Raw genomic sequence first — 20,188 nt, 5'->3', positions numbered from 1 at the left:
GAACTTGCAGCAACAGCGGGCACCTATGACTATCGAGCAGTGGAACAATCTACAAGACTATCAAAAAATTGGTGATTTCTGGGTTATTGACCATGAAACAGGTTGGGCCTATTGGGCCTCTCTACTAGAGCCAGGTCAAGCGACTTCTTACTTGTTAGATGCGGCAGAAATGCTGGATGCCATTGAAGATACTGTCTTTAACGGCTCTTACTACTACGGTATCCATGTGGACAGCGAACTTATCAGTCCGGGCGAAGAATTTACAGATGAGGCAGGTGCTTCGGGTAACTTGGCTGACTTCCTCACAGGTATCAGAAACAACGCGATGGACGGCGAGGGTTCTAATCCCCGTGCTGATGTAGACTCTCCACCATCAGCCTTTAACTTTGATGCTATGCTTCCTGGTCGTGTCTTCACTATGGAAGGGGAGCAGTACCGTTACTTAGAAGATATGGGTAATGGCAATCACATGATTATTCGCAATGAAGCAATTCGTTATGTTTCTTGGGAAGAGCAGAATGATGAGCTGGTTTCTTGGTACGCGGGACTTGATGATGAGGTGAAGGCTATGGTTCGTCCTGTCAATGTTCCTGCGCCAGAGAGTGTCCCTGATGTCGCGGATGGAGCTGTTCAGTGGAATCCAGACTATGGCCTACGTTTCCTGCCTTCCAACTTTAATGAAGCAGCATTAGGCGCTGTGGTCAATGATGTGACGACTATTGCGAGCACTGGTTCAGGCCGTGCCTTTGCCCTTTCTTTGGCAGATGTGGTGCGCTTATCAGGTCCTGAACAAGGCTTCCAAAATCATGCAGGACGTGTAGGAGCTAGAAGCAGTTTCTGGTGGTTACGTACTCCTGCAACATTAGATCTTGCTTGGAACGTGCGCCAACGTCAGATGGGACAACTCATTCCTTCTCCTGTTACAGATTTCCCAGGCACAGGAGGCGTTCGTCCTGCTTTAATCATCAACCAATAACATTAACAGCAAAAACACTCTTTTCGACATAGAAAAAGAGTGTTTTTTATGGTGCATCAATTTTGAGAATTAAGTGAAACTATAAGGAAATGCAAACTAGGTGAAAAGGCTATTTTGCATAAGCTTGACAAGCAAAAATGTCAAGTAGAACTTATTGTTCTATTGCAGAGAACCCGCGCTGAAATCAACTAGGTCAGCAATTTTTTGTTTTGTACATTTTTTAGAATAAGTCCGTAGTGAGCTTTTTATTTGATTTTGAGATATTTAGAGTTGCTGATAGAGTAGAAAACAAAATGATGAAATAAGAATGTGAGAAAAGAAACCTTTAGTATCAATGGGTATTTTAATTGCTGTACGCATTGTTATTATTTTAGAGATTGGAGGGAAGCTTTATATGGATAAGAAACAATTTTAGGATGAAATGCTAAGCGTGGTGACGAGTGAGGAAGCCAAAAAGGAGATAGAGTGAGGACTGAAGAATCTATAGCAAAAGGCCTTAATACCAGAAGGGATAATTAAATCGTATGAGATTGATTATGAAAGTATCGGGCATAATCCTATGGGGGATTATGTCTGATGTGATTGTAAATAATGATGATAAACTTAGAGTCTATAATACGTTAGTCAAAGAGTGTCTACTGGAAATTTGGCAACTGCTGGTGGTGGAAATAGATCTGCCTTAGAGGAGTTGCTAACAGATAAGAAGAAATAAATTGACATATTCAGAACTATGTTATAATGAATACTATGAAATTAAAAGTAAATGAAGAGGAGATGCTAGCCTTTGCCGAGCATTTGGGCAGCTTCTTTCAAGCACAGGATGTTCTTGTGCTGACAGGTGAACTTGGTGCGGGAAAAACGACCTTTGTAAAAGGCTTAGCGATAGGTCTGGGCATTCACCAGATGATTAAGAGTCCAACTTACACCATTGTCCGTGAATATGATGAAGGGAAACTTCCCCTGTATCATATGGATGTTTATCGTGCAGGTGATGATCCCGATAGCTTTGATCTTGATGACTATCTTTTTGGTGATGGTGTTTCAGTTATTGAGTGGGGGGAACTTCTGGGTTCAGCTTTGCCGGACCATTATTTGGAAGTAAGGCTGGATAAATATGTGGACGGCTTTGCTACAGATGCGGTACGTGAGTTAGAACTTATCCCGCACGGGCAACGCTACGAAGGGCTTTTAAGACAGTTATGAGTACAGAGTTACTTATTCGTGAGGCAAGGAAGAAAGACAGCTCAAAATTGATTGCTTTTCTTGATCAGGTTGGTAAGGAGAGCCATTTTTTGACCTTGGATGAGGCAGGAGTACTGATGACCGAGTCTCAGATGGAAGAATATTTGGAACAACTTTTCCAGAAGGATAACAATGCTTATTTCCTTGCCTTTTTAGGAGAAGAAATTGCGGGAGTTTTGCATATTACTGCTGATTTTCATTATCGTGTCCGCCATATTGGAGATATTTTTATTGCGGTCGCCTCAAAGTTTCAAGGTTATGGCATAGGGACGTTTCTTTTTGAAGATGCTCTCGAATGGGTGGAGGAAATAGGAGTATTAAAGCGTTTAGAACTCACAGTCCAAAAACGAAATAAAGCAGCCATCCACTTGTATGAAAAATTTGGTTTTACGATAGAGGCCATTCAAAAATACGGTGCACGTGATGAGCATGGAAATTTGATAGATGTCTATGTTATGGTGAAGTTTTTCTAGTGATTTTTGCAGATAACAAAGACTTATTCAGCACATTTTTGTGAGATAATGGATGCACGCAGTCTTTGCTGGAATTTTTATTTTTTTTTACAGTGTTTTAACGAGTTTTTTACTCATTTTAGGAAGAAATAGGTCTGGGACGTTTGTTATTCTTACGCCTTTTTTGTGGATTTGCCATGGAGCTTTTTGCATCTCTTGTTGTTTATTCGTAAAAATTTGATATAATCTTACTATGAAACTTTGGAAAAAATCGCTGCTGATGATTATGGGAATCATCGCCTTAACGGCAGGAGCAGCTACTGTCTATGTATCGACAGTCTTAAATAGCACAACACAAGCCTTCTCAAAGACTTATGCTGAAGCAGGTAATGCAGATGCAGAAAACATTATCAAAGCTACAGAGCCTTTAACTATTTTACTTATGGGTGTTGATACAGGCGGAGCTGGTCGTGGAGGATCAACCAGTTGGGATGGCAACTCTGACTCCCAAATTGTCATGACGCTTAATCCAAAAACGAATACAACGACAATGGTATCTATTGAACGAGATATCATGTCTAACATTCTGGATGAAAAAGGAAATGCTGTTTCGACACAGAAAGTGAATGCCGCCTATCCAATGGGATATAATGCTGGCGGGCTGGAAACAGGCGTTGAGTATGCTTTGAAAACCATTGGTGATCAAGCGGGAATCCCTGTTGATAACTTCTTGATGATTAACTTTGATGGGCTTGTCAATTTGGTGAACGATGTTGGGGGTATTGATATTGACAATACAACAGGGCAGACGCTCTACATCTCCGATACCGAACCAGAATATACGGAGCAAGTTCCACCAGGGAAACAGCACATTGATGGAAGACAAGCGCTTGTTTATGCACGTGATCGCCATCATTTACCTAATGGCGACTATGGACGTGCAGCGCATCAGCGAGAAGTTATTTCTGCAGTCATGAAAAAATTATTGGCGCTGAATAATATTACACAGTATCAAAAATTCTTAAATGATATTAGTAAGGACATCAAGACAAATATTCCAATCAATAGCTCTACCTTGACCTCTTTATTGGGCTACAAGGATTGCTTTAATAAAGTTGTTTCGATTCAGTATCAAGCTATTGGTTATACAAATCCAGCGGATGGTGGTTCTTACCAACTCTTGGCTAATAATACAGCACTTGCCGTTCAAAATGCTCTCCGTTCTTCTTTACAAAAAGAGACTGGAAACCGTTTAAGCGACAACTTGATTACTTATGAAACTTTGACTGGAAATGCACCAAGTTCATATTTTATGCCCTCTGCAACAGTAACAGAACATGGTAAATCAACAGTTTATGGTATTGATGTCGACGGATCATTTGTAAAACTAGACAGCAGCAACTCAACTGCCTATGTGTCAACAGATGGCAGCGCTGCAACAAGCGATAAGCCGGCATCTTCTGATGAGACAAAGAGTAGTGCAGAGCAGTCAAGCTCCCCTAGCGTTCCCTACAGTGGTGCAGCAGATGATGGAACGGGTTATTATGGAGATGGAACTACAGTTCCAGGATCTGGAGGAGCGGTGGCAGACGACACAACCACCTATGCGAATCCTTATGCAGGTCAATAATTGCTTCAATTAGAAAAATATGATAGACTAGACGGGTAGTGAAAAATTCTACTTGTTTACTTTGGTCCGATAGCTCAGCTGGATAGAGCATTCGCCTTCTAAGCGAACGGTCGAGGGTTCGAATCCCCCTCGGATCATGATGCCAAACCTCGCTCCGCCTTTGTGGCGGGGCTTTTTTATGTTTTGTACCTAACCTATTTTTATTTTTCTTAAAAATTGCTTGTATAGCTTGTAATTGATGATTTATTCATATATAATGACTTTAAATAAAGATAGCGCTTTCGATACGGCGTTGGAATCCAAAATAAAGTAAAGGCGGTGATACTGTCATGGAAAGTGAGAAGCAATAGCAGTGACTACATTTTCATCGGTATGGTCAGATAATGACAAAAATATTTGTCTAGAAATCAAAGAAAGTTACTATGAAAGAGTTAATAAGTAAAATTCTTTCATCAAGTGCGTCATTATTGTTATTATCTGGAGCCGTAGGCCCCACTGTATCTGTGTTTGCAGAAGAATTATCACCTCATAAGATAGAAAGTAGAGGGATTTCTACAACTGCTTATTTTTGGAAAGTTGATAGCAAAACCACTAATAAATATTATTATGGCGGGTGGCGGACTGGTCTAATTGGTAAAGGGCCGGCGACGCTAAGTGTTAATCAATCTTCAAGTTTAAGTCGCTCGGTTAGCGCTTCCATATGTGGCTCTTATCCTGCTGGTCAGGCTACAATTGGAGGCTCGCTAGGTGTGACTATTGGGAAGAGCTATACTTATGGAACAAATTATTCAATAACTGTTCCTAAAAGTAAAAGGTATCAAATTATAGTTCGTCCATATTTTAAACAGGTTAAAGTAGTTCAGCGCCAATGGATTAAAACAGGAACCGTTAGTTCTAAAACTCCAAAGACAGCTGTTGCATATGTAAATATATTCCAGTATTGGGATTTATAGTTATAAAGTAGTTTAAGGAGGAGAATATGAAAACTTATATTCCTGTTGATATCGGCTTAGTTTTATTCTTTGCCTTGTATGTTTTTAGTTATTGTGTTTATTATTGGGTTCCTAATGATGGTTTTACAACTAAGTATGCTCTACTTGGAACTCCGTTAATTTTTATTCCTCTTGTTTTTATCGCTTGGGGAATCGTAAATTTATTCCGTGAATATGTTTCAAATATTAGTTCAGAAGAATGATTTACATAATGAATTGACTCTCTGTTAGGGCAGAGAGTTTTTTGTTAAATAGTAAATATGTTATGACATAATGGGCTATTCTTATAGGTGAATCTCTATGTCTATAGGGGGCTTGTGCCAAATTTTGTGCCAAATCTATTTTAAATAATCAGTATAGTTAGGGTACAAGAAGTTAATATAGAGCGAATTATTTTTCGGGTTCATAGGGAGAATAAAAGGAAAGTGAACATAGTACTGATGGTTGAAGTAGACGCGCTAAGTACCAGCAACATTGCTTTTCAAATGAAGTATTTTGGATAGAGAGAAGGAAGCTGGCTTTAGTCAAAATGTAAAAACAAAGGTATTAATCATAGTATTCTTGTCTACTTGGTCAAGTATTTTTTTCATTTTTGGGAGTTTTATCTTCAAGCACGTTTACCGTCCTTTATCTTTCTGATATAAAAAACGACATGGGCATTTTTGACTCTTCTCTAGACTGATGTCAATGTTTTGATTAAACAGTTTCTGTTTCAATTATTATACGGTGTAAAGAGGGGAAAGGAAGTTTTGGAGGGGGTAAAAAAGAATGGAAATGAATGGGAATTTTAGATTCGCTTGGACAAATATATACTTGATTTTTTGCTATAATATAAGCATGACTAGATATATGGCAACGATTGCTTATGATGGCACAAATTTTGCAGGATTTCAAACGCAAAACAATCAGCGGACAGTGCAGGAAGAGATTGAAAAAGTCTTGACAAAATTAAATTCTCATCAGTCCGTAATATTGCAAGCTTCAGGCCGAACAGATTCAGGTGTCCATGCGCATGGTCAGCGGATTCATTTTGATTTGCAAGGGCAGCGAGATGAGGAACGTTTACGTTTTGCTTTGGACACGCAAACTCCATCGGATATTGCCTTTCATGAAGTCACACAAGTTGAAGAGGACTTCCATGTTCGCTTTAACAAGCATGAAAAGATTTATGAGTATTTTCTGGAAAACAGTAAAGTTCGGAGTCCCTTTTACCGCCTTTATCGTGCACATTTTCGCTACAATCTGGATGAAGATTTGATGCGGCAAGCCCTAGCGGATTTGATAGGAACGCATGATTTTACTGGCTTTACAGCAGCTGGTGCTACGGTTGAAGACAAGGTGCGGACGATTACTCAGGCTGAACTTGTGAAGCTTGACGAAGAAAATTACAAGTTTATTTTTCGTGGTAACGGTTTCCTTTATAAGCAGGTTCGTAATATGATGGGAACTGTTATCAAAATAGGAAACGGGCGGATGCCTGTTTCACAGATTAAAAAGATTTTAGAAAGTAAAAATCGTGACCTAGCAGGTCCGACTGCGGCCCCAGAAGGGCTCTATCTCAAGGAGGTAATCTATCTTGACTAAAAACGTTGTTGCTGTTCATGACATTTCTTGCGTAGGGCGCTGTTCATTAACAGTCGCACTCCCCATTATAAGCGCTTACGGTATTGAATGCCGTCTTTTACCAACTGCGCTTTTGTCAACACACACAGGAGGTTTTACGAACTTTACTTATCTTGATTTGACAGATGAAATGCGCAATATTATCAAAGCTTGGAAAGAACTAAATCTCCATATGGATGGGATTTACAGTGGTTTTATGGCCTCTGCCGAACAAATTGACGTGCTCAAAGAGTTGATCGATATATATAAAGATGCGAATAATCTTGCCATAATCGATCCTGTTATGGCCGATCACGGGGAACTTTATAGTGTGTTTGACATGCATTTTGTAGAGAAAATGGGCGAACTCTTGCCTTATGCGGATGTTCTTTTACCAAATATTACAGAAGCCTGCCTCCTAACGGGAACACCCTATCAAGAAGGGGTGCAGACAGAAGCCTTCATTGAAATGCTCATCGAAAAATTACAAGCACGAGGGGCAAAAAATGTCGTTTTGACTGGTGTCATGCTTGATGAAAAATATGTTGGAGCTGCTGCCGCAAGAAGCACTGGACAGATTGACTATGTTTTTGCAGAAAAATTACCTGGCGCTTATCATGGTACAGGAGATATTTTCGGCTCTGTTTTATCCGCAGAGTTGACCAATGGCAAAACGTTAACCGCAGCAACACGAGAAGCTGTTGACTTTGTAGTCAAATCAATAAAAAATACACCAAAGTCTGCCGACAAGCGCTATGGTGTAGAGTTTGAACAAACATTGAAAAGCAAAAGGAAGCAGGATAAATGAAGTACTCAACTAAAAGATTAACCCTCTTGGCGCTGTTAGCTGCATTGACATTTGTACTAGGCTATTTCACGAAAATACCTATTCCTGGTGGTTATTTTACCTTACTTGATGCGGGTATTTTCACGACAGCGATGCTTCTTGGAAAACGTGAAGGTTTAATCGTTGGGGCCCTGGCAGGCTTTCTCAATGACTTTATTGCTGGATATACTGCATATATGTTTTTCACCTTAGTCATTCATGGGCTACAAGGTTATTTGGGTGTAGCAACAAAAAACAAGGCACTTAATTACTTGCTGGCTACTCTGGTTATGGTCGGTGGTTATTTTGTGGCGGATATGTTTATTGTCGGAAGCTTAGCAGTGGCCTTGCCAGATATGGCAATTAATGCTGTGCAAACCAGTGTAGGCTTTGTCGTTGCCTTACTCCTCACAGAAATTCTTAAGAAATCAGGTGCGCTTCATGGACTTAAAACAAATTAAAGAAGAAACAAAAATTATTATTGAAGATGTTATTGAAAAGACAGAGATAAAACCCGGACAAATTTTTGTCCTGGGATTATCCAGTTCCGAAGTCAATGGTGGTAGGATTGGCAAGAATTCATCAGCAGAGATTGGCGAAGTAATTGTCGGAACAATTTATGAGGCGCTTAAGACGCGGGGGATTTATTTAGCTGTCCAAGCTTGTGAACACCTTAACCGTGCCTTACTTGTAGAGCAAGAATTGGCAGACAAAAAAGACTTGGAAATCGTTTCTGTTGTTCCGCAGCTCCATGCAGGAGGCAGTGGGCAAGTGGCAGCTTATAAGCTTTTTAAGGCACCGGTCGAAGTTGAGCATATCACGGCATATGCTGGTCTTGATATTGGAGACACAGCTATTGGAATGCACGTGAAGCATGTTCAAATCCCTGTGCGACCTGTCCTAAAAGAACTTGGGGGCGCGCATGTCACCGCTCTTAAATCACGCCCTAAGCTTATAGGTGGAGAACGTGCAAGCTACCAGTAAAATACCTGTATTTGCATATCAGTTGGTAATGAAGGTAAAGTGTGAGAAAATGAACTTAACAATAAAGAGGGAGGTGCAGATGACAAATAAAGTCGAAGTAGATGACCTCAGAGAGAAACCAGTTGCTCGCGAGTCCTACTGATATTCACTAATTTCTAAAAGGAGGGGAGATATTCTTACCCTCTTTTTTGCTCCCTATAAAATCAAGGACCTTGACAAAAAAACGAAAATCAGATAAAATAATGTTCGGGCACCGCTTTTTGCGGTAAAGTCAGAAGCTCCCTTACGAAAGGGAGCTTATTTTTTTATTTCGCGACTCACATTTGTGGCTAAAACCACTAAATGTTCGATGGCAAGCTCTACGGAGCTTTGCCTAAGCGCCTCGTTAGGAAAAATAAAAAGCAACTATTTTTCCATCATATTTTCCCAGGCTTAATATAGAAAACAGAGGAGATTTCGCATTGGCAACTAAGTATATTTTCGTCACAGGTGGTGGTACATCATCAATGGGTAAAGGTATTGTTGCAGCGTCTTTGGGACGTTTGCTCAAAAACCGAGGCCTTAAAGTAACTGTACAAAAATTTGACCCATATCTTAATATTGACCCAGGGACAATGAGTCCTTATCAACACGGTGAGGTTTTTGTTACAGATGATGGCGCTGAAACAGACCTTGATCTTGGGCACTACGAGCGTTTTATTGATATCAATCTTAATAAATACTCAAATGTAACTTCAGGTAAAGTTTACTCTGAAATTTTACGTAAAGAGCGTAAAGGGGAGTATCTTGGAGCGACAGTTCAAATGGTGCCTCACGTTACAGATACACTAAAAGAAAAAATTAAGCGTGCGGCGACAATGACAGATGCAGATGTTATCATCACTGAGGTAGGTGGAACAGTAGGTGATATGGAATCCCTGCCATTCATTGAAGCCTTGCGCCAAATGAAAGCGGAAGTTGGTTCAGATAATGTAATGTACATTCACACTGTCCCAATCCTTCACTTGCGTGCAGCTGGTGAGTTAAAAACCAAAATTGCACAAAATGCGACAAAAACATTGCGTGAATATGGTATCCAAGCCAATATGTTGGTGCTTCGTACAGAAGTCCCAATCACACGTGAAATGCGCGACAAAGTAGCCATGTACTGTGACGTTGATCCTGAAGCAGTTATCCAGTCTCTTGATGTGGAACATCTCTATCAAATCCCGTTAAACTTGCAAGAGCAAAACATGGATCAAATCGTTTGTGATCACTTGAAACTTGATGCTCCTGCAGCTGATATGACAGAATGGGCAGCAATGGTTGACCACGTGATGAACCTTAAGAAAAAGGTCAAAATTGCTTTGGTTGGTAAATATGTAGAACTGCCAGATGCTTACATCTCGGTGACAGAAGCGCTGAAACATGCCGGATATCCAGTAGACAGTGATATCGAATTAGACTGGGTAAATGCAAATGACTTGGATGACAGCAATGCTGCTGCGCGCTTGAAAGATGCACATGGTATCATCGTTCCTGGAGGATTTGGTCAACGTGGTTCAGAAGGTAAAATTTCAGCCATCCGTTATGCACGTGAAAATGATGTACCAATGTTGGGAATCTGTCTTGGTATGCAAATGACTTGCGTGGAGTTTGCACGTAATGTTTTAGGCATGGAAGGGGCACATTCTTACGAATTAAATCCAGAAACACCGTATCCAATCATTGATATTATGCGTGACCAAGTCGATGTTGAAGACATGGGCGGAACTTTACGTTTGGGTCTTTACCCATCAAAACTAAAAGCAAACACTAAAGCACGTGCGGCTTATAACGATGTTGATGTTGTACAACGTCGTCACCGTCACCGCTATGAGTTTAACAATAAGTACCGTGAACAGTTTGAAGCTGCTGGCTTCACATTCTCCGGTGTTTCCCCAGATAACCGTCTGGTCGAAATTGTTGAGTTGACAGACAAGAAATTCTTCGTTGCTTGTCAATATCACCCAGAATTACAATCACGTCCAAACCGTCCAGAAGAGCTCTACCAAGCCTTTGTTAAAGCTGCTGTTGAAAACATGTAAAAATAAAAATCCCTACCTATAGTTGGGGATTTTTTGTGTATAGTTTTTAATATTGTTTCCCATCATAATTTGATATACTGGTTTTATTATTGAGGGAGGGGGGGAACCATGTCAGAATATCAACGTATGATTTCAGGTCAACTTTACAGTGCAGCTAAGATTGAAAAAGAGTATAATCCACAAACATCAAGGGCACTTGCTCAAAAGATAAATCAAATCAGCCTACTGGAACAGGAAAAAATTATTGCCTTAGAAAAACAACTGTTTGGAAGTACAGGAAAATCTATTTATGTGAATCCGCCACTTCAAGTTGATTATGGTTTTAACACGCATATTGGTGAAAACTTCTATGCCAATGTCGACTGTATCTTTTTGGATGTTGCACCGATTACTATTGGAGATGATGTGATGTTTGGTCCTCGTGTGAGCCTGATTACACCGCTGCATCCTATTGATGCAGATGTCCGTGCTCGTGGCCTTGAATACGCAAAGCCAATCACTATTGGAAATCGTGTATGGCTCGGCGCAGGTGTCATCGTGAATCCTGGTGTTACCATTGGCGAGGGAACGATTGTCGGATCAGGGGCAGTAGTGACAAAAGATCTGCCCGCACATGTTATTGCAGTGGGAAATCCTGCCCGTGTCTTAAGAGAAATTAGCGAGGAAGATAAACATTACTGGGAAAAGCAGGAAAGTGATTATCATGAAACAAAAAAAGCAGACTAAAAGCTGCTTTTTTATATATCAGTCATTTAAGAGAGATTATTTCTTTGGTTGAACCACTCCGACTTCACTAATAAGTAAAACGAAAAGTCCGAATACAAGTGAGACAATCAAAGTGCTCAATGGCTCGTCAGGTACTCCAGCAAGTGCAGTTATAATGTAACCTACAACTTCGCCAATAACAGCCGACCAGAAAAGAGTTACAAGTACTTTCATAATGATTCTTCTTTCGATTTTTCTTCAAAATAAAGTATAATACTATTAGAACTAAAATTCAAGAATAATGCGAAAAATAGTGTAAAAAATAAACAGAAAGGGGCCATATGTTCGCACAACTCAATACCAAAACGGAATATAGTTTTCTCGATAGTGTTGTTCGAGTCCAAGACTATCTGCGGATAGCAGAAAAACAGGGCTACAAACAACTGGGCATTTGTGATGTGGGAAATCTTCATGGAGCCTATCGCTTTGCGATAGAAGCGCAAAAAAGAAACTTACAGCCTATTATAGGAATAGAGCTGGTTTTTGAGTTGGAAAACTTGCCTGTTTCAGTTAGCTTTATCGCGAAAAATACTGAAGGATATAAAAATCTTTTAAAAATTTCTTCGAGTCATAACTATGGTCGACGTCGCTTTTCAGATATTGAAGGCTTACTAAATAATGTGGCTTTAGTTGTCTCAGAATCCTATGCCAATCTATCTGTCCTGTCTCAGATTCAAGCAGAAATATATGTTGGGATTTCTACTCATACGACAGGGAAAATGTCGTTCAAGCTTCCTGCCTTGCCTTTTCAGCCGGTGCGCTATCTCACTTTGTCAGATAATGAGAGCTTAGAAGTTTTGCATGCGATTCGTGATCTTAGACCCTATGATCAGAGTTTGACCTTATCAAACGACCAGCTTTTACAAAGACCAGAATTTTACGAAAATTTCTATAGGCAAAATAACCCACAGGCTTTGGCAAATCTTGAGCATTTGGTTCAAGATATTTCTTATGATTTTAGTGAAAAATTAGAGCTGCCTCAATTTGATAGGAGAAGAAATGCGGCAGAACTTCTTCGCGAAACAGCAGAAGTAAACTTACCAGAGGGGAAAGTTTATCGTGAGCGCTTAGATCATGAGCTTTCGGTTATCCATCAGATGGGTTTCGACGACTATTTCCTCATCGTTGCAGATCTACTTCGCTATGCGAGTGATAATAACATCTATTGCGGAATGGGCAGAGGTTCAGCTGCGGGTTCCCTTGTTGCTTATACCTTAGGCATCACACATGTTGACCCTGTGGCTAACAATCTTTTCTTTGAGCGCTTTTTAAATCCAGAGCGTGTCGCCATGCCCGATATTGACATCGACATGCCTGATACAAAGCGTGCGGAACTTTTGGCCTATATGAAACGCCGCTATGGTAGCGATCATGTTGCGCAGATTGTGACTTTCTCTACCTTAGGAAAGCGCCAAGCCCTACGTGATGTAGGAAAAGTATTTGGCATGAACGAGGCAGAGTTGTCTAACTTGACACGCATGCTTGTAAACCGATTTGGTTCTCTTCGTGACGAATATGAAGAAAATCCTAAGCTAAAGTCCGAAATTTTGCGAGACGGCAGGCTGCAAAAAGTTTACGAGATAGCTACGCGTATTGAAGGTTTACCCCGCCAGACATCGACACACGCTTCTGGTGTGGTGCTCAGTCAAGAGTCACTTGTCAACTATGTTCCCTTAAAGCCCTCGGATGATCTCGCTTTGACACAATATGAGGCTCCCGATATAGAGGAGATTGGTCTTCTAAAAATAGATTTCTTGGGTTTGCGTAACCTTACTATCGTTGAGCGTTTGTGTGAGCTGGTGGAAAAACGGAAAAGCATTAGGATTAATCCTCTGAAGATTAATCTAGAGGATGAAGAAACTCTGGCGCTTTTTCGTGCAGGCAATACGCTAGGAATTTTTCAGTTTGAAAATCCTCAAATGAGACGCTTCCTCCGAAATCTTACTCCGACTAAATTTGAGGATATTGTGGATGCGACTTCAATCTTTCGCCCTGGTCCGTCTCAGTTTATCCCTGAATTTGTGGCGCGGCGACACGGGCAAGAAGAGATAGAAGTCATTGACGATACGCTGACGGATATTTTAGCACCGACCTATGGGATTATGATTTATCAAGAACAGATAATGCAGGTAGCCCAACGTTTTGCAGGTTTTTCTTTAGGAAAAGCGGATGTGTTACGTCGCGCGATTTCAAAGAAAAAAGGTAAGGAATTTGAAGAACTGCAAGCAGAGTTTTTGGCTGGCAGTTTAAAAATGGGTCATACAGAAGAAAAAGCCTTAGAGATATACCGTTTGATTGAACGTTTTGCAAACTATGGGTTTAATCGCTCACACGCTTATGCTTATGCTGCTCTGGCTTTTCAGATTGCCTATTTTAAGGCGAATTATCCAGATGAATTTTACGAAGTGCAACTGCGCGACCGTAAAAGAGAAATGATGATTCAAGATGCTCTAGACAATGCCTTTCAGATGGAGCGCCCTGTGATTAATCGGATGCCTTATCATGATCGTGTGGAAAACAAGAAAATTGCTCTCGGCTTGGCAAATGTTAGAACTGTTCCTAGAGATATGGCTTTCTGGATAGTTGAAAATAGACCTTTTGCTGACTTGTCGGATTTGGTGAAAAAATTACCGCAGAACTTCCAGAAGCAAGAATATCTTTTGCCCTTGATTCAGATTGGGGCATTTGATGATCAAGAAAAAAATAGAGGAAAATTGGCGAAAAACTTGCCTACTTTGATTGACTACACTCAAAATATACAGTTGGACCTCTTTGGGGACTCGGCTTTGAAGTTTTCTTATCAAGAGGCTGAGGATTACTTGCAGTCAGAGAAGTATGAGTTTGAAAAACATTTCATGGGTGTTGGCATTACTCCGCATCCATTGCAAACGCTGGCGCTCAAACTAAAGGGACATTTTACTTATATCCAAGATTTGCAGAAGAATAAAAGAGCGGTTATTTTAGTAGAACTGCTTTCCATTCGAACGCATCGGACGAAAAACGGTGAAACGATGGCTTTCTTGGCAGGAACAGACAGTAAAGAAAATTTTGATATCACTCTTTTTCCGGAAAATTATCGGCGCTACATGGCTGATTTGGAAAAAGGGAAGTTTTATCTGATTTCTGGAAAAATTTCCGAAAGAAATGAAAACTTGCAAATGATCGCAGACAGGATTACAGAAGTCGAAGATACTCAACGCAAACTTTGGCTAAATCTTGCCGATACACGCCACAATAAAAATGTCTCTCGGATATTGCGAGATTTTCCGGGAGCAATACAAGTTATTTTACATTTTGCAGACACTAAAAAAACCACACAGACACAAGTCTATGTGGAAGAAAGCGAGTTACTTTTGAAGAAATTGGAAGCTTATGTCTTAAACGCTGTTTATAAATAGCGTTTTTTAATACGCTGCGGTTATTGTAGTTAAAGACTTATTGGTATTTTCGAATGAGGGGGAAACTTCACACTAACCCACATAGCCATAAATAGAAAACCACATTAATAGAGCTGCCCCTAAAACAAAAAGATGCCAAATGACGTGCGCAAAGGGAAATTTGTAGCGATAGATAATAGCACCGACAGAATAAATGATGCCGCCCCCTACCAAGAACCAGAAGCCATAAGCAGGCAGCAGTTGCCACAAGGGATAGATGGCAAAAAGAATAATCCACCCCATAACGATGTAGAGGATTGTCGAACCTCTGGGTACCGTGTTCCACCGTGGCAAATAGATGGCTGTTATAACAATTCCTGAAATAGCACATATCCACACAAGAGCAAGCATGCTCCAGCCCATCCAGTTTCCAAGTGTGATGAGACAGTAAGGAGTATAAGTTCCTGCAATAAGCAAGAAGATTCCACTATGATCAAAAACTTGAAAGACTTTTTGAGCACGTGTAAAGTGCAGGCTGTGTGCCAGTGTCGAAAAAAGAAAAAGCAGAACAAGCGAAGCACCATAGATTGAAAAGGCGACAATCTGCAGAGGGGAATTATTGGAAACGCCTTTAAGTATAAGCAAAACGAGTCCAGCAATCGCAAGGCCGGTTCCTATCCCATGTGTGACAGCATTAAAGACTTCATTAACAATTTGATAAGCACGAGAAGCTTGCTTTTCCATTGATATCCTTCTTTCTATGAGATTTTTCTTTCTAAAATCAAAAAAATTTCAAATTTAAATAAGAGCATTAGCGAAAATGGAGTTCATTTGATATAATATTAATATATCTTAACATAGATTGTTTAGAAAAGAAATCGAAGTCTTTTTATTTTGATTTGGAGAAAATATGGCAATTAAAATTGTGACAGATTCATCAATAACTGTTGAACCAGAATTAGTAGAAAAATATGACATTACTGTGGTTCCGCTGTCTGTAACCATCGAGGGAACAACTTACCTTGATTCAGATTTATCATTGAACGCTTTCGTGGAAAAAATGAAAGGTTCAAAAGCTTTACCTAAAACAAGTCAACCACCTGTTGGTGTCTTTGCAGAAACATATGAAAAGCTTGCAAGTACAGAGGATGAGATTATTTCCATCCACATTACCGAGAGTCTGAGTGGAACTGTGCAAGCAGCGCGTCAAGGTGCAATGCTTTCTGGACGCAATGTTACCGTTTTAGACAGTGATTTTACGGACCAAGGCTTAAAGTTTCAAGTTATTGAAGCTGCGCGCTTAGCCAAAGAGGGCTTGAGCAAAGAAGAAATCCTGCAGAGCATCAACCATGTTCGCGAAAATACAGAACTTTTCATCGGTATCTCAACATTGGAAAATTTGGTAAAAGGTGGTCGTGTTAGCCGTACAAAAGGTATTGTCGGAAGTCTTTTGCACGTCCGCATTGTCATGGAACTTAAGGACCGTGAACTAGGTGTGATGATGCGTGGGCGTGGAAATAAAACTTTCACAAAATGGTTGGATGAAACAGTAGAACATGTAGCATCATCTGGACGAAAAATTCGTGAAATTGGTATTTCTCATGTAGAAGCACTTGATTTTTCACTTAAAGCCAAGGAAGCACTACAAAAATTTGTCGAAAAACCAATTTCTATTTTGGATACAAACTCTACGATTGCAACACATACAGGACCTGGTGCTTGGGCTGTTATGATTGATTATGAGTAAGAAACTGAAAATTCTTCTTGAACTTGCTGGCTTCTTGTTAGCAAGTTTACTTGTATTTTCCGTACTCTCGATGATGTTTGCACCAGCTGGAAATCGTTTAAAAAATCAAGCACAAAAACAAGATAAAACGATAAATTATGTTGCGCTGGGCGACTCGTTAACAGAATGTGTTGGAGATGCGACTGGTCAAGGAGGTTTTGTTCCGCTTTTGGCTAAAGAGATAGAAAATCGATATACTGTCAAAGTGGCAGCGCAAAATTTTGGACATGCGGGAGATACCAGTACTCAGATTTATAACAAAATGCAGAGTGATGACATCCAGAAAGCTCTAAAGCATGCGGATTTTATCACGCTTACTGTTGGTGGAAATGATGTTATGAAGGTGATTCGTGATAATGTTTCTAACCTATCAAAGTTAGGAGAAAAAGACTTTGAGCAACCCGCAAAGGATTATCAAAAACAGTTAAAAAAGATATTTGAGAATATCCGTCAGACTAATCCCAAGGCGCATGTCTATGTGCTGGGCATCTATAATCCTTTTTATCTAAATTTTCCTAATATCACAGCCTTGCAAAATATCATTAATAACTGGAACACTGCCACAGAAGCACTCGTGAGAGAAGAAAACAATGCTAGCTTTGTAGCTATCAATGACTTGCTTTATAAGGGAATTGATGGAGAGTCAGGAATTTCTGAAAGCAAGGGTCAAACAAATGATTTACTCTATGCAGCAGACAGTTTCCATCCTAATAATATAGGCTATCAAATCATGGCTAATGCAGTGTTCAAAGAATATCAGGTGAACAATGAAAAATAAAAAAACAATTTGGAAATGGCTTTTTCTTGCCTTACTTGCTATAAATCTAGGAGGCGTAGCTTTTGTTGCCAGTCGAATATTTAATGTAAGAGATCAAGCAAGCTTAACAAATGTCCCTACAGTTTCTGAGGCGACAGAAGTGGGCAAAGCAAGTACAAATAGAGATCAGTTGAATCAGTTGATTAACACCTATCTTCAGGATTTTCAAACACCAGAGATGAGTTATAAGTTTTACCTGTCTAATCAGGCTGTTTTAGAAGCTTCTTATCAACTTTTCGGTCAAAAAATTCCTCTTTATATATACTTTGAACCCTTAGCTTTAAACGATGGTTCCATTGCGCTTCAAGTAACAAGTGTGTCTGCAGGAACGCTTGACCTTCCAACGAGTGCTATACTGAGTTATGTGAAGTCAAGCATCAAGCTTCCAAGTTTCGTTGAGGTCTTGCCAGCAAAGGATCAAGTTGTGGTTCATTTGCCACGACTTGCCTTAGCAGATAACCTGTATTTAAAGGCAGATCAGCTAGATTTAGTCAGTGGAAATTTCATTTTTAATTTGATGATTAAATCTTAAAATCACTTAAAAACCGCAGAAAAACGCTGTTTAGGCTTGCAAAGGTCCACAACATTTGATAAAATGAAAAGTGCCTAATAAGAACAGGTAAAACAAAATATGGAGGACATTTTTAAAATGGCTAACAAACAAGATCTTATCGCTGAAGTTGCAGCAAAAGCTGGATTAACTAAAAAAGATGCTGAAAAAGCAGTTAACGCTTTCGGTGAATCAGTGACTGAATTCCTCGCAAAAGGAGAAAAAGTTCAACTTATCGGTTTCGGTACTTTCGAAACTCGTGAACGTGCTGCTCGCGAAGGTCGCAACCCACAAACTGGTGCAGCTATCAAAATCGCAGCAACTACAGTTCCTGCATTTAAAGCTGGTAAAGCTTTGAAAGACGCTGTTAAATAATCTAGCGTAGAAATACTGATACCGTGGAGAACCATGGTATTTTTTTGTTTGGAAAAAATAAGAGCAGAAGCTGAAAGGAGCAACAGAAAAGTTTCTTCTTTTTATCTAAGGCATGACTTTATCTTGCGTAGAGAAAGATGAATATCCAGATTTTTCAGTCCGATCAGTTTTCGGTTTTTAAGCTGTAAAAAGCAAGAAAAAAGTGATAGAATGAAAGGATGAGAAATGCCTTATTTCTCTAGTAGAAAGGCATTGAACGATATTCAGAAATGAGGACGAAAAGATCATTTATTTTGATAATTCAGCCACGACAGCTATCCATCCAGAAGTATTACGCACCTATACAGATGTTGCCACTAAAATTATGGGGAATCCTTCAAGTTTGCACAACTTAGGCTCAACAGCGACACGTCTTTTAGAGGCTTCACGCCGTCAAATTGCCGAATTACTCCATGTGCACTCGGACGAGATCTTTTTTACAAGTGGGGGAACAGAAGGTGATAACTGGGTACTCAAAGGTGTTGCTTTTGAAAAGGAAAAATTTGGCAAGCATATTATTATTTCTGCTGTAGAGCATCCAGCAGTTAAGAACACAGCAGCTTGGTTAGCTGCACAAGGCTTTGAGGTTGAGCTAGCCCCTGTTGATGAAAAGGGCTTCGTCAAATTGCCAGAACTGGAAGCCCTCATTCGTGAGGACACGATTTTGATATCTGTAATGGCGGTTAATAATGAAGTAGGCGCTATTCAGCCCATCAAGGGAATTGCAAAACTTCTAGAAGACAGGCCAACGATTTCTTTTCATATCGATGCAGTACAAGCCATTGGGAAAATTGCTGTTGAAGATTTTATGTTGGAACGTGTTGACTTTGCGACCTTTTCTGCTCATAAGTTTCATGGCCCACGTGGTGTAGGTTTTCTTTATGTTAAATCAGGAAAACGTTTAACCCCTCTGCTGCATGGAGGAGGTCAAGAGAACAATAAACGTTCGACAACGGAAAACTTAGCAGGGATTGCAGCAACAGCTAAGGCGCTTCGTCTTAATCTAGAAAACTTTGAGCAGAAGACTGAAAAAATTCGCCAAATGAAGGCCGTTATTTTTGAGGAATTTTCCAAACAAGAGAAGGTCATCCTATTTTCGGGAATGGAGAACTTTGCGCCGAATATTCTCACTTTTGGAATACGCGGTGTCCGAGGAGAAGTGGTTGTCCACGCTTTCGAAAAGCATGAGATTTATATTTCAACAACTTCAGCATGTTCCTCAAAGAAAAATGCAGCTGCTGGTACACTCATGGCAATGCATGTCAAGCCAGACCTCGCAACAAGCGCAGTGCGCATTAGTTTAGACCATACCAACAATATGTTAGAAGTTGAGACTTTCCTTACCATTTTCCGAAACATTTATCAGGAAATGCTTAAAGTTGCAGGATGATTGTTAACTGTTATCACTGTTTTAGGTGAAAGGCATTTCTAAAAGGTTTTGGCAAAGGAGAGAGTCAAAAACTTTTGAAGAAACTAGGGAGGAAGCTTGTAGACTTGGAAAGCCAAGAAGCTTAGACCAGTTCGACCCTGAGAAAAGAAATTGGACCAATATCCCAAAAATGAAAAAAAGTAGTTAATCCTCTGTACAAGAATGCAAGGGTTAAGTGCTTTTTTTGTTTGAGTGTTTTATTGGTAACTATTCTCCACACCATCATTTTTATGATATCACTTTGAATTTGGTAAGAAAAAAGATTACAATAACATTATAT

At 39.9% G+C, this 20,188-nt stretch carries 20 protein-coding genes and 1 tRNA gene; 19 read left to right on the top strand and 2 right to left on the bottom strand.

Annotated features, from left to right (window positions below):
* From B4H39_RS09730 to B4H39_RS09670, 13 genes are all read left to right on the top strand, one after another.
* Positions 1–976 (top strand): hypothetical protein (locus B4H39_RS09730; protein ID WP_286927572.1); only part of this gene is annotated, 976 nt, incomplete at its 5' end.
* Between the two features lie 747 nt (positions 977–1,723).
* The gene (tsaE, locus tag B4H39_RS09725) at positions 1,724–2,179 is read left to right on the top strand and encodes a tRNA (adenosine(37)-N6)-threonylcarbamoyltransferase complex ATPase subunit type 1 TsaE (RefSeq protein WP_202230153.1); all 456 of its coding nucleotides are present in this window, start codon (positions 1,724–1,726) and stop codon (positions 2,177–2,179) included.
* Complete coding sequence (locus B4H39_RS09720) at positions 2,176–2,691, top strand: GNAT family N-acetyltransferase (RefSeq protein WP_251422577.1); 516 nt, start codon at positions 2,176–2,178, stop codon at positions 2,689–2,691. Before tsaE ends, B4H39_RS09720 begins: the two co-directional genes overlap by 4 nt.
* Before the next feature lie 232 nt (positions 2,692–2,923).
* On the top strand, positions 2,924–4,300 hold the full coding sequence (locus B4H39_RS09715; RefSeq protein ID WP_271328283.1) for an LCP family protein: 1,377 nt from the start codon (positions 2,924–2,926) through the stop codon (positions 4,298–4,300).
* Between the two features lie 63 nt (positions 4,301–4,363).
* Positions 4,364–4,437, top strand: a tRNA-Arg gene (locus tag B4H39_RS09710).
* A 285-nt stretch (positions 4,438–4,722) separates the two neighbouring features.
* On the top strand, positions 4,723–5,253 hold the full coding sequence (locus B4H39_RS09705; RefSeq protein WP_251422584.1) for a hypothetical protein: 531 nt from the start codon (positions 4,723–4,725) through the stop codon (positions 5,251–5,253).
* Positions 5,254–5,279: 26 nt separating this feature from the next.
* Complete coding sequence (locus tag B4H39_RS09700; RefSeq protein ID WP_251422586.1) at positions 5,280–5,495, top strand: hypothetical protein; 216 nt, start codon at positions 5,280–5,282, stop codon at positions 5,493–5,495.
* A gap of 634 nt (positions 5,496–6,129) precedes the next feature.
* Positions 6,130–6,876 carry a tRNA pseudouridine(38-40) synthase TruA gene (gene truA, locus B4H39_RS09695; RefSeq protein WP_251422588.1) on the top strand — a complete coding sequence of 249 codons (747 nt, stop codon included), beginning with the start codon at positions 6,130–6,132 and terminating at the stop codon, positions 6,874–6,876.
* A complete protein-coding gene (locus B4H39_RS09690) occupies positions 6,869–7,702 on the top strand; it encodes a pyridoxamine kinase (RefSeq protein WP_251422591.1) in 834 nt (277 codons plus the stop codon). The genes truA and B4H39_RS09690 overlap by 8 nt, the downstream gene beginning before the upstream one ends.
* Complete coding sequence (locus B4H39_RS09685; protein WP_202230160.1) at positions 7,699–8,181, top strand: ECF transporter S component; 483 nt, start codon at positions 7,699–7,701, stop codon at positions 8,179–8,181. The genes B4H39_RS09690 and B4H39_RS09685 overlap by 4 nt, the downstream gene beginning before the upstream one ends.
* Entirely contained in the window at positions 8,162–8,704 is a 543-nt protein-coding gene (locus B4H39_RS09680; RefSeq protein WP_202230161.1) for a TIGR01440 family protein, read from the top strand. The genes B4H39_RS09685 and B4H39_RS09680 overlap by 20 nt, the downstream gene beginning before the upstream one ends.
* A 461-nt stretch (positions 8,705–9,165) precedes the next feature.
* Positions 9,166–10,770, top strand: coding sequence for a CTP synthase (locus B4H39_RS09675; protein ID WP_202230162.1), 1,605 nt, complete (start codon positions 9,166–9,168; stop codon positions 10,768–10,770).
* 108 nt (positions 10,771–10,878) lie between these two features.
* A complete protein-coding gene (locus B4H39_RS09670; RefSeq protein ID WP_251422594.1) occupies positions 10,879–11,496 on the top strand; it encodes a sugar O-acetyltransferase in 618 nt (205 codons plus the stop codon).
* Positions 11,497–11,532: 36 nt separating this feature from the next.
* Here B4H39_RS09670 and B4H39_RS09665 read toward each other — a convergent pair whose 3' ends face one another.
* Positions 11,533–11,709, bottom strand: coding sequence for a DUF2929 family protein (locus B4H39_RS09665; protein ID WP_202230164.1), 177 nt, complete (start codon positions 11,707–11,709; stop codon positions 11,533–11,535).
* 107 nt (positions 11,710–11,816) lie between these two features.
* Between B4H39_RS09665 and B4H39_RS09660 the strand changes: the two genes are divergently transcribed.
* Entirely contained in the window at positions 11,817–14,933 is a 3,117-nt protein-coding gene (locus B4H39_RS09660) for a DNA polymerase III subunit alpha (protein ID WP_251422597.1), read from the top strand.
* 72 nt (positions 14,934–15,005) lie between these two features.
* Here B4H39_RS09660 and trhA read toward each other — a convergent pair whose 3' ends face one another.
* Positions 15,006–15,656, bottom strand: a complete 651-nt coding sequence (gene trhA, locus B4H39_RS09655; RefSeq protein WP_251422600.1) for a PAQR family membrane homeostasis protein TrhA — start codon at positions 15,654–15,656, stop codon at positions 15,006–15,008.
* Positions 15,657–15,822: 166 nt separating this feature from the next.
* On the opposite strand from trhA, the gene B4H39_RS09650 reads away from it, so the two are divergent.
* The 5 genes from B4H39_RS09650 to B4H39_RS09630 all read left to right on the top strand — a co-directional run bounded on the left by B4H39_RS09650 (position 15,823) and on the right by B4H39_RS09630 (position 19,869).
* Positions 15,823–16,659, top strand: coding sequence for a DegV family protein (locus tag B4H39_RS09650; RefSeq protein ID WP_251422604.1), 837 nt, complete (start codon positions 15,823–15,825; stop codon positions 16,657–16,659).
* Positions 16,652–17,476 (top strand): SGNH/GDSL hydrolase family protein, encoded by an 825-nt coding sequence (locus B4H39_RS09645; RefSeq protein WP_251422607.1) that lies wholly within the window; start codon positions 16,652–16,654, stop codon positions 17,474–17,476. Before B4H39_RS09650 ends, B4H39_RS09645 begins: the two co-directional genes overlap by 8 nt.
* Complete coding sequence (locus B4H39_RS09640) at positions 17,466–18,047, top strand: YpmS family protein (protein WP_251422610.1); 582 nt, start codon at positions 17,466–17,468, stop codon at positions 18,045–18,047. Before B4H39_RS09645 ends, B4H39_RS09640 begins: the two co-directional genes overlap by 11 nt.
* A gap of 117 nt (positions 18,048–18,164) precedes the next feature.
* On the top strand, positions 18,165–18,440 hold the full coding sequence (locus B4H39_RS09635) for an HU family DNA-binding protein (RefSeq protein ID WP_202230170.1): 276 nt from the start codon (positions 18,165–18,167) through the stop codon (positions 18,438–18,440).
* Between the two features lie 283 nt (positions 18,441–18,723).
* Positions 18,724–19,869: a cysteine desulfurase family protein gene (locus tag B4H39_RS09630; protein ID WP_251422616.1), complete on the top strand. Its 1,146-nt coding sequence runs from the start codon at positions 18,724–18,726 to the stop codon at positions 19,867–19,869.
* The last annotated feature ends 319 nt before the right edge of the window (positions 19,870–20,188 follow it).

Origin of the sequence: Lactococcus sp. UBA7128 (assembly GCF_002492185.1) — a bacterium.
Taxonomy (GTDB): domain Bacteria; phylum Bacillota; class Bacilli; order Lactobacillales; family Streptococcaceae; genus Lactococcus; species Lactococcus muris.
This window is presented reverse-complemented; position numbering and strand designations above follow the sequence as displayed.

Coding starts and splice junctions, on each gene's coding strand:
- B4H39_RS09665 (WP_202230164.1), bottom strand. CDS start 11,709: ATGAAAGTACTTGTAACTCTTTTCTGGTCGGCTGTTATTGGCGAAGTT.
- B4H39_RS09715 (WP_271328283.1), top strand. CDS start 2,924: ATGAAACTTTGGAAAAAATCGCTGCTGATGATTATGGGAATCATCGCC.
- B4H39_RS09635 (WP_202230170.1), top strand. CDS start 18,165: ATGGCTAACAAACAAGATCTTATCGCTGAAGTTGCAGCAAAAGCTGGA.
- B4H39_RS09685 (WP_202230160.1), top strand. CDS start 7,699: ATGAAGTACTCAACTAAAAGATTAACCCTCTTGGCGCTGTTAGCTGCA.
- trhA (WP_251422600.1), bottom strand. CDS start 15,656: ATGGAAAAGCAAGCTTCTCGTGCTTATCAAATTGTTAATGAAGTCTTT.
- B4H39_RS09720 (WP_251422577.1), top strand. CDS start 2,176: ATGAGTACAGAGTTACTTATTCGTGAGGCAAGGAAGAAAGACAGCTCA.
- B4H39_RS09670 (WP_251422594.1), top strand. CDS start 10,879: ATGTCAGAATATCAACGTATGATTTCAGGTCAACTTTACAGTGCAGCT.
- B4H39_RS09660 (WP_251422597.1), top strand. CDS start 11,817: ATGTTCGCACAACTCAATACCAAAACGGAATATAGTTTTCTCGATAGT.
- B4H39_RS09650 (WP_251422604.1), top strand. CDS start 15,823: ATGGCAATTAAAATTGTGACAGATTCATCAATAACTGTTGAACCAGAA.
- B4H39_RS09700 (WP_251422586.1), top strand. CDS start 5,280: ATGAAAACTTATATTCCTGTTGATATCGGCTTAGTTTTATTCTTTGCC.
- tsaE (WP_202230153.1), top strand. CDS start 1,724: ATGAAATTAAAAGTAAATGAAGAGGAGATGCTAGCCTTTGCCGAGCAT.
- B4H39_RS09640 (WP_251422610.1), top strand. CDS start 17,466: ATGAAAAATAAAAAAACAATTTGGAAATGGCTTTTTCTTGCCTTACTT.
- B4H39_RS09680 (WP_202230161.1), top strand. CDS start 8,162: ATGGACTTAAAACAAATTAAAGAAGAAACAAAAATTATTATTGAAGAT.
- truA (WP_251422588.1), top strand. CDS start 6,130: ATGACTAGATATATGGCAACGATTGCTTATGATGGCACAAATTTTGCA.
- B4H39_RS09645 (WP_251422607.1), top strand. CDS start 16,652: ATGAGTAAGAAACTGAAAATTCTTCTTGAACTTGCTGGCTTCTTGTTA.
- B4H39_RS09705 (WP_251422584.1), top strand. CDS start 4,723: ATGAAAGAGTTAATAAGTAAAATTCTTTCATCAAGTGCGTCATTATTG.